Consider the following 9,152-nt stretch of genomic DNA (forward strand, 5'->3'; position numbering starts at 1 on the left):
TCTAAGCGGAGAAGAGCCCCTGTAGTTATTAATTATTTGCTAAATTAGGAAAGTCGCTATCAAGGTTTTGTCCAAAAATGTTTCAGGACCACTTAGAGGTTGCACAACGAGCAACACTGAGCCAAAGAAGAAGGCTGACATAAGGCAGCCTTTTTTGTTTGTATGCGAAAGTGTTAGTGCCATTCCCCCGAGGCCTAGGTGATAATAGGCTGTTAAGTATCGGAATCAAATTAGTTGCGAGTGCTCTTAAACAGATGAGTGCAACAGTTAACGCTTTTCCATTACTAACGCTACTCTACCTACAACCCTTACTTCATCTTCTTCGACTGTTAGAGTCGATCCGTTAAAGCTGATAGCTAGCTTCTTGCCTGGTAAACGTTGAATGTCATTTAGAGACAACAGTCCATCCATATCGACTAGGTACGTACCGCTTACTGCTTGATGGGATTCTTTGTTTATAAGGAACGTAGTAGTCCCATCTTTAATTGCCATCACATCGATTACGTCAAGCTCGTCTAGGAGAGCTTTATCGAATGCAAGTATCCCTTTCCCAACCAATTTACCGTCATCAATAGAGAAGCAGTCTATATCGAAGAGAGTCTTCGATTCGTTCTTCTTATTAATATGCTTTTGAGTTGGTGTTTTAGGATACGGGTCGCCTTTATCGAGAAGTAACCATTCAAGTGAGACGCCTGTGCTCAAATGAGTTCTTACTGCAATCTCGAATGGAGTTAGATTTCGTTGTCGCCAAGTCGCGATTGTTGATTTAGGGATACCAAACACGTCTGCAACATCCTGTTGACGGTCTGAATTCGTGATATCTATCAGTTTCTTGATAATATCCTTACCTCCCAAATACGATATTTGGTCTATTTTAAGTTGCTTGTTATTCATATGTGATCAATAATCGCAATTGAGGTCGAAGTGGTGAGGTGTAACTCGTCATTTCGAAACTAAACATTCAATGATTTAACAGGATATCACTATGCTCTCATATCAAGTAGTCCTAAATACGCCTTTCATGACGTACGACCAATACTCTCAATTCTCCGGTATGACAAAACGTACCATCATTGATTGGGTTAAAGACGGTCGCTTACCCATTAAAAAGAAAGACAACCCTAAAGATACTCCTTTGATCAATATGGTCATGCTTTTAGAAATGGCAACTCGTGAAACTATGGAGAGAATGGGTTAGTCGCTCATGCATTTATCTTCCTTTATTTCGACCAAAGAGTGTTGCCCGTTGGGGCCCAATGTTCTTAGTTGGGCTTCTTTTTTCACTTTTCTTCAATTGAGTATTGGTTATGAATGGAATTGACTCAATAGGCGAATTTTCTCGCACAAAACAAGGAGATTTTAATGAGGCGTGTTGCGTGTTCGCTAGATCAGAGAATATGGCTAGGCTGGCAGAGGTCATAGGGATGAGTCCGACCATGCTGCGGAACAAGCTTAATCCTGAGCAGCCTCATGTCCTGAGTTGTGTTGAAGCCATCATTCTCGCCAAAGTGAGCGGTAATCACATCATTGTAAACAGTTTACTTCTTGGGCTGGGTGTGGTTACCGCTTATATAACGCCCAAAACCATGGATGATGCCTTTGTTCTGTGCGTACTAGAGAGCTCGACCCACTCGAGTGAGTTGTCTCGAATGGCTTTGGAGTATGCAGGAAATCAGCGTCTTACTCGCGCTCAAAAACATAAGATTATTCATACCGCCCATGCAAGTATCGGTGTTCAGGTAAAACTCCTCAGGAGCTTAGAAAAAATGAATCAAGGTGGTTGTCTGCTTAAAGCCATGGATGAGGGGGTGGACGCTAATGGTTTATCTGCCTCAAACATCAATTCGGAGCAATGATGTCTGTTACTCCGAGCGATAAGTCATGTCCTGAAACGTTTGGTCATGGATTGACGGAGGAAGATAAGCGTAGAGGCCTTAGGAATATCAGGCACATTCGAAGAGAGTTATGCGCTCGTCAACTTTCTTCTTTATGGGTTGAGCAGGCGAGGTTAATGAACCAATTAAGGCGTTCGAATCATGTGTTTGAACAAGTACGACTGCGAATTCGTTTATTCAGCCTTACAAAGCGAATACAAAGAATCAGACAACGTTGGCTTTAACGCGTTTTCCTCTTCCAGAGGCGCGTTATTGGTTTCTCCGAAGGGGAGCGTTTTTAGCCGAGGTCAATTTTATGAATCATCATGTTTTTGCGGTCATTCAAACCAGTCTTGAAGTGGTCTCTGATTTAGTATTAAAAGGTAAAGAAGGGTGGCGTGATGCAGTCAATTGTCATCCGACAAGGTGCGCGATAAAAATTGACACCCGTGGCGACTCTGAAAGCTCGAAAGGAGTGGCTTTGACTGGCGTTCGAACCTTATCAGAAGGAGTCAAGAGTCCTGGCTCAATAACGGCGTTCAATGCTCAAGACAATCTCTTTTGCTTTACTTTTTTTTTAGGTGTGAGTGAGCAAGGTGCCCCGAGGGTGAGGCGATGACGGCTCATTCTGAATACGCTGCGCCTTCATCTATGTCGTGTTTGAGTCGGCTACTTGAAGAAGCGCCTTATTTTTCGAGGTGCAGTGACAATAAAACCGCGATGCTCAACAGACCTCGAAACTATGCGGTCAGATGGCCGTATATGCAGGTTAATCGTAAAGAGATGCAAGCGTGGATGGTGTTTGACATCGATCATGACCATCGCTCTGTCCCCAACCCCTATATTTGGCAAGATGAAGGCTTACCACCCCCTAATCTAATTGTTCGAAACCGCACCAGTAATAAAGCCCACCTTTTTTACGCCATTGTGCCGGTTTGCACCAGCGATCAAGCCCGATCCAAACCCATTCAGTACCTCAAAGCCATTTATCGCGCTTTAGCCTTACGACTTGAGACGGACTTGAGTTATTCAGGACCTGTTGCCAAAACGCCCTTTCATCCTTGGTGGCAGACAACTGAACTCCACCGCAGTGTCTATGAACTTAATGAGCTGGCGGATTCTCTTGAGCTGGAGACAACGCGGCCGTGGCTTGGTCAAGATATTGATGTCTCTTACTCCCGAAACTGTACTTTGTTTGAACACACTCGCCGATACGCGTATGACGTCGTTGACGAAGAAAGAAAAAAGGGCAGCTATACGAACTTTAAGCGCCGTGTAGAGAGTTTCGCTCATTACAAAAATACCGGCACTGCGGATAAGCCGCCTCTGAAGTGCAGCGAGGTTTTGGCGGTGGTGAAAAGTGTTTCTCGTTGGACCTGGGATAAATATTGTGCTCGGTCAGACTGCCAACGAGGTGCGATGAGGTTGGATAGTGGATTAAGTTTGCAGGAAAAGCAGCGTAGAGCGGCTAGAAGAACCCATAATCTTCGTCGGACGAAGACCACTCGCCGAATTATCCGCACGTGTCAGGTTTTGTTACGCAAAAATCAGGAGCTCACAATTGGGTTGGTGGCGCGTAATGCGAACCTGTGTCGCCAGACCGTCAATCGTTACGTCTATTTGTTTGAATGGGTCAAGTCTGCTTTATCCGAAAGTCGGCAAAATGGGCCAGAGCCTCGTGGTAATTATGCTGTTCATCAGATATCTGCCCCTGTAGCGTTATACTGGGCGGAGTCTGAAGTAGGGAAGAAGAAGGCGGTGCTTGAGTCAGCTTTTCCTTGAGTTGAATAATAATGAGTAACTATCGAGTCAAAATAAGCTCTCTTGGTAAATTCAAGAAGGAAATGTTTGGTGAGGGTTGAGTCTATATGCCTCTCATTCATGTGATTAATGTCTCATTTCGTGTAAATATGGACTCGTCCGCCTTAGTTTTCTGTATATTTATACAGTAACTGAAGGGGGAGTTATGTCTTTCAAAGATATAGAAACACTGTCAACAGGAATTGAATTCATTGTTGAAGCCGTGGCGATGAAGACGAATGGCCAAGATCATTCAGCCTTAGGCTTATATTTGATCAGCTTACTGCTCGAAGATCAAAAGATTGACCTTGATTGTGATGATAAAAGAAAAAGGGTGGGAATACTGTTTGATAAATCGCGTACAACACGTCTTGACCTGGGCTGGAAGAGCCCTACATTTTAGATCTGGTTGCGTTAGCGAATTGGGTGAACTTGATAGTGATAGTTGTTCAACTCTTCACTTGCTTGGCATAATTCAAATGTGAAATAAGGTTGTGTTGCTAAGCACTTAGTGAACTTATCTAATTCATTCGTATGTATGAACAGTGAAATGGGTGCAATCTGACGGTTTTCATTGTCGAAGCAATTATCAATATGTGCCCTGTCGATATAAACAACGTCCATTTCCTGCTTGGGGGTCTCTTCAATAAGTTTTGTTTCTAATCCGCTTTTCTCAAAGCGTTCTAATAATGCATAAAGCTTATCAACGTCGCTTTGGCTCTCTACCGCTAAATATTGAGATAAAATGGTTTCTAAATGTTTTTCGATTGAGCCAAACTTATTTTTCATCAAACAAACAGTTTTGAGCTTTTTCTTGATCATGCCATATCGAGCTTGTTTGATTTTTGGCTTCAAGAAGTCAATGATGATCTTGTTTCGTTGCTCTTCTTTAACAAAGTGATTGGAAAATTTTACTTGGAAGTGAAGGTGAAGAAGGGTGTTTTCGAAAGTCGACTTAATAAGTTGATGGTATGAATGTTCTGACATTTTTCACATTGATTCTTCATTGGTGAGGGTATTTTATCATAAGAATAGTAAGGCTTGATAGTCGAAATCAAAGTGATGCAATTTGCTGTTTGTGTTAAACCTGCTGCATTCGACGACATCGTATCGAGGGTATACTAAGTTTCGGAGTGTCAACCATTTCTAGACAGCAAATTTTATCTGATTACGAGCGTGTTTGGGAACAAACCATTGTCGAAGAAGCTTACCAACAAGCGATTGTCGAGTTGTTAGAGCAGGGCCACGTCATGTTAAGAGTAGAAGACTACATTGGCTTCTCATTGGGTTGTTTTCTTTTGAGGAGTGTCTATCAAAAATGTTCTACGTCACTTGTAGATCACTCGCAGGCGATCTCAGTACCAGAGAGCGGACGTTAGTTATCTAAATATTCAACGCGTATATTTACTAGAACCCTCGTTTCCCATTCCTTGCAATACCGTCTTATCTATAAACAAAATGATCAATCGATGGCACGTCAGCACTTGATGAATCAGATTCATGCTAAAACCGTGTACCTGTCGTAGTCAAAATATTTTCAACTTAAGCACTCGACTTTGATTCTAGTATTGAGATTATTTTAACCGATAGGTCTTGGTTGGTGTTACTTCCATTAGGATTTTTGCTGTCTCGATACGAGCGACTTGTATACCTAGAGAGAAAATTTTAGAACTTTATAGAATATGTGTATTACATATGTAATATATTGACGATGCGCTTTTTGTTTTTTATTGTGTACTACATATGTAATACATGAGGTGTTTATTATGAAAACTAAGATCATCAGCGCTGCGAACCAAAAAGGTGGTGTTGGAAAAACCACGACTCTTGTTAATTTAGGGGCTGAGCTTGCGCGAAAACGAAAAGTGTTAGTGATTGACCTCGATCCTCAAGGTAACTGCTCTAAAACGTTGACTGGGCAACGGGATTTTAAGTTTGAAGAGACAGTTGCTGCTTTATTTGATAAACCTAAAGTTGTGTCCATTGTCGATTTAATTCAACCAGCACAACTTAATGGAAACTCTATTGAAAATCTCTATGTTGTTCCCGCTGATGTTCAGCTGTCACGTGTCATCGAAACATCACTGACAAAGATTAATCGTGAACGAATTTTAGAGAAGCAATTGGTGAGGTTAGGTGATACTTACGATTTCATTCTTCTTGATACGCCACCAAACTTATCCTTAACGACCCTTAACGCAATCCAGGCTTCAGACCTCATCTTGATCCCTGTTGATTCTGGTGCCTTCTCATTAGACGGCATTAGTTCTTTACTCGAAGCTGTATCTGAAATTAAAGAAGACGAAGGTAATTATCTGATACTGAGGAATGAGGTCGACTCAAGAAACACTATCATTAATGAGTTCATTGATGAGGAATTGGAGGTAGTACAAGATAAATTGCTACCCATATCTATCCGCCGCTCTGAGCATGTCGGACAAGCAAATACCGTTTCTTCTCCGGTGCGCTTTTATAAATCGGGTTCTCTTGTGAATAACGATTACCGTAAACTCGCTGTGTTTCTTTTGAATTTAATGTAATACATAGGCAATACACATGAGCAAGTTAAAGAAACGAGGAGCGATAACAGCTCTCTCTAATGACAAGAACGAAGGTTCAAGTAAGTCAACTGGAATAACGACTGTTAAAAAGAAAGTAACGACATCTTATAAAGTGCCTCCTCTGACTCTTAGAATGTCATTGACGGATAAAGAACGGATCACTGATTGGGTAGCAAGTCTGCAAGAGCAGACAGAGAGAAATGTATCTGCAGCGAAACTGTACCGAGCCTTGGCTTTATACCGAGACAAGATCGATGATGGAGATCTCATTGAGTTGATCAATAAAATGAATTAAATATGTGTTACCTATGTAATACATGTTTATTTTAAAGGCTCTGTGTATTCTAGGAGATGCCAGAGAGCCGACCTCGGACTTAACTTCTAACACTGCTAAACACGACACTTGAAGCGTCGAATTACTGTTCTGAGCCGCACATTATTGTAAAGAAAAACACTTTAAACGTGTCATTAATCATGACTCTTACCGCTATGTTCGGTTTTATCTTACGGGCTAGGTTTTGCTAGTCCTCTTCATTGTCACAAGTCTTGGCGCCTTGTCGTTTCTCCATATTGCCTTTCACTGACTTCAATTAAGGTCGAGTAAAGGCTTGTTTTCTTATGCGCCGATTTTCTTTCACTCGCATCATTTACGGGCATGCAGGCTGTTAACCGTTTCTCCCCACAACCTGCTTTACAAGGGAGGCTTCGCCGCTGCGCGCCCTTGAAAAGCAGAACGATGTTGAGAGTTCGGACAGCCAAGCGGCTCCGAAAAGTGATACTCAGACAGAAAGGAAACTCTCATGGCGCAACGATACTCAACTCCAACTCTCTCTAATTCAAAGTTCAGCGACCAGCGTTTCGCCGCTGGGCACGAAAGCTCACCAAAAAATGATGTCTCTAGTCCTTTGGCGGTCTTGAAGTTGCGCTCTCAAGTCAAAAAGTGTCGTGATGAGGCGAAAAGAAAGTCTGATTTTGTTTCCAAAATCCAGCGTTTAAAAATGTTCAGTCGTCGTCAGTCGCCAGAGCAACTGGCTGATATCGCCGCGTTAAAAGACCAAGGGTTCGTTGACGCAATCAAGCAGTAGTTTCCACAATTGGTGTCGCGTCGTTTTGCTTTCCATGAAATCCGTGACTTTTTCATCGAATTAAATGGCGCTGGCTTTGGTGAATGGTTTCTTCACGAGCGAGTAGAGCACATCATTATGTACACCACTTACGGGTCTGTGTTTCCAGCGTTGCGCTTTGTGACAACGGGGGAGGGAACGTTTAAGTGCTCAGGATTTTGTTTCGATGTGCGTTTTGGCGCTTAGGGGGTCACATGACAGTTCGTTCTATAGTCTCTGCTGACATATCCATGCACGTGATTTGGGTTAATTCGACCGACTTTTATTCCACCGTAAAGGCCGTCAAGGTTAATGAGATTTTGGTGAATGAGTTTGGGTATACCGACTCTTTAATACTAGAGGAAGGCAACCGAGGGAAGGGGGTGAGTATCAGTGTGTGTGATAACACTACCACCATTAAGCAGATGCGAGAAGACTACGCCTACGCGAAGAAAATGGAAAGGACGAGAGAAACCACCTCCGAGCATCGTGCATCGGCAAAGGCTTTACTCTCTTCTCTGTATGACGACTGAAGTCTGCTTATTGTGTAACGTCATCAAACACTCATAAGAGAAGGTCATTAATGTGTCTGGATTTTGTTTCGATATTCTAGCCGTTAGCGGCATTCAAACGGGTTATGTTTTTCGACGAGTAACGCCTTGTTCCGTCTTGCCTTAGTGACCAAGGTTATCGAGTGTCACTTAAGGCCCTTTTATGACAAATATGATCGCGTCGTCGGAGGGGGAGTCCTTGGTTGAAAGGGATGCGAACATTCGGTGTGTGATCACCCAGTCATGTAAACCAGGGAAAACGCTCGTCACGAGCTGGCATTAATATCGAGTGGCGCAAGCCGAGTAACCAGCTGGGCGCCCTCTTGGTGGGGAAGGAACTTTTCTAACTGGGTGACGTGCTTTGGGTTGAGGTACTGGCTTAGGCTGTTCTTTTGGCTTGTTGTCGCGACTTCCTTTAACCCGTCCCATTTGAGAACCCTCACACAAAGGAAGCTTCGCCGCTGCGCGCCCTTGCGCTGCAGAACCTGCAACTGGGTACGGACAGTCAGACGCTCACCAAGACCTAAAGGAAATACCATGTCAGCACATGCTCAATACTCAAATGTTTCGTTATTCACATCAGAAGAAAAGGGCACCCTTGACCAGGCCGCAAGCATTCTCAAATCCAAACTGTTTATCTCAGAACAAACGCCATTAACCTCGCCTGAATTTGTGAAGTCGTTCTGCCAAACGTCCTTGGCCGCCTGTGAATCGGAAGTGTTTGGGGTTCTCTTCCTCGATAACCAACATCGAGTGTTGCGCACCCAAGAGATGTTCTACGGCACCGTTAATGCCGCCTCGGTCTACCCGCGCGAGGTGGTCAAAGCGTCGCTGGTTACGAACGCGAGTGCGGTTATTCTCTATCATAACCACCCAAGTGGTGCGCCAAGAAGCGCATATGTAAAACGCAAGGTAATTGCTTGATTTCAAGGAGTAATCAATGATTAGAAACGCATGCAACTTCCATTAGGCTGGCTGTTGTGTGAAGCCGTTTTGACAATGTGGCTGACATTTCCCCTACGAAATGGAGAGCTGCTAATCAGAGTCTTGCTAAGACTACGAAAGAAACTGATGTTTGACGCCTCGAAGGTTGGACTGTCTGTTATGAAGGCAGGGACAAGACTGAACAAGCACTCAAAGATAAGACGAGGGAAGAGCGATATGCTACCCGCCAGTCAAATACTCAATCTCTGCTCAATGAGTTCAAAGCGTGGTTAGATAAATCGGTCACTCAGGTGCCCCCTAAAAGTAAACTGGGAGAGG

13 protein-coding genes and 1 pseudogene are annotated in these 9,152 nt (G+C 43.4%); 12 read left to right on the forward strand and 2 right to left on the reverse strand.

What is annotated here, in order from left to right; genetic code table 11:
• Positions 1-267 precede the first annotated feature (267 nt).
• Positions 268-894, reverse strand: a complete 627-nt coding sequence (locus BCT81_RS09455; RefSeq protein ID WP_008216490.1) for a phage repressor protein CI — start codon at positions 892-894, stop codon at positions 268-270.
• Positions 895-985: 91 nt separating this feature from the next.
• Between BCT81_RS09455 and BCT81_RS09460 the strand changes: the two genes are divergently transcribed.
• From BCT81_RS09460 to BCT81_RS09480, 5 genes are all read left to right on the forward strand, one after another.
• Positions 986-1,198, forward strand: coding sequence for a hypothetical protein (locus BCT81_RS09460; RefSeq protein WP_032498104.1), 213 nt, complete (start codon positions 986-988; stop codon positions 1,196-1,198).
• Positions 1,199-1,307: 109 nt separating this feature from the next.
• Positions 1,308-1,856 (forward strand): phage regulatory CII family protein, encoded by a 549-nt coding sequence (locus BCT81_RS09465; protein WP_032498103.1) that lies wholly within the window; start codon positions 1,308-1,310, stop codon positions 1,854-1,856.
• Between the two features lie 334 nt (positions 1,857-2,190).
• On the forward strand, positions 2,191-2,493 hold the full coding sequence (locus BCT81_RS09470; RefSeq protein ID WP_102423969.1) for a hypothetical protein: 303 nt from the start codon (positions 2,191-2,193) through the stop codon (positions 2,491-2,493).
• On the forward strand, positions 2,490-3,656 hold the full coding sequence (locus BCT81_RS09475; protein WP_032498102.1) for a replication initiation protein: 1,167 nt from the start codon (positions 2,490-2,492) through the stop codon (positions 3,654-3,656). Before BCT81_RS09470 ends, BCT81_RS09475 begins: the two co-directional genes overlap by 4 nt.
• Before the next feature lie 184 nt (positions 3,657-3,840).
• Entirely contained in the window at positions 3,841-4,077 is a 237-nt protein-coding gene (locus tag BCT81_RS09480; RefSeq protein ID WP_008216482.1) for a hypothetical protein, read from the forward strand.
• 11 nt (positions 4,078-4,088) lie between these two features.
• On the opposite strand, the gene BCT81_RS09485 is transcribed toward BCT81_RS09480, so the two are convergent.
• On the reverse strand, positions 4,089-4,661 hold the full coding sequence (locus BCT81_RS09485) for a DUF2913 family protein (RefSeq protein WP_008216480.1): 573 nt from the start codon (positions 4,659-4,661) through the stop codon (positions 4,089-4,091).
• Positions 4,662-4,807: 146 nt separating this feature from the next.
• Here BCT81_RS09485 and BCT81_RS09490 point away from each other — a divergent pair, with 146 nt between their 5' ends.
• The 7 genes and pseudogenes from BCT81_RS09490 to BCT81_RS29925 all read left to right on the forward strand — a co-directional run.
• Positions 4,808-5,053, forward strand: a complete 246-nt coding sequence (locus tag BCT81_RS09490) for a hypothetical protein (RefSeq protein ID WP_102423967.1) — start codon at positions 4,808-4,810, stop codon at positions 5,051-5,053.
• A 387-nt stretch (positions 5,054-5,440) separates the two neighbouring features.
• Positions 5,441-6,214, forward strand: coding sequence for a ParA family protein (locus tag BCT81_RS09495; protein WP_008216478.1), 774 nt, complete (start codon positions 5,441-5,443; stop codon positions 6,212-6,214).
• 16 nt (positions 6,215-6,230) lie between these two features.
• The gene (locus BCT81_RS09500; protein WP_008216477.1) at positions 6,231-6,530 is read left to right on the forward strand and encodes a hypothetical protein; all 300 of its coding nucleotides are present in this window, start codon (positions 6,231-6,233) and stop codon (positions 6,528-6,530) included.
• 505 nt (positions 6,531-7,035) lie between these two features.
• The gene (locus tag BCT81_RS29730; RefSeq protein WP_241908185.1) at positions 7,036-7,320 is read left to right on the forward strand and encodes a hypothetical protein; all 285 of its coding nucleotides are present in this window, start codon (positions 7,036-7,038) and stop codon (positions 7,318-7,320) included.
• 233 nt (positions 7,321-7,553) lie between these two features.
• Positions 7,554-7,871: a hypothetical protein gene (locus tag BCT81_RS09510; RefSeq protein ID WP_008216474.1), complete on the forward strand. Its 318-nt coding sequence runs from the start codon at positions 7,554-7,556 to the stop codon at positions 7,869-7,871.
• A 555-nt stretch (positions 7,872-8,426) separates the two neighbouring features.
• A complete protein-coding gene (locus BCT81_RS09520; protein WP_008216473.1) occupies positions 8,427-8,813 on the forward strand; it encodes a JAB domain-containing protein in 387 nt (128 codons plus the stop codon).
• Between the two features lie 209 nt (positions 8,814-9,022).
• Positions 9,023-9,152: pseudogene (locus BCT81_RS29925) on the forward strand (transposase); the annotation flags it as partial.

The sequence above is a fragment of the Vibrio sp. 10N.261.52.A1 genome, from assembly GCF_002876325.1.
GTDB lineage: Bacteria > Pseudomonadota > Gammaproteobacteria > Enterobacterales > Vibrionaceae > Vibrio > Vibrio chagasii.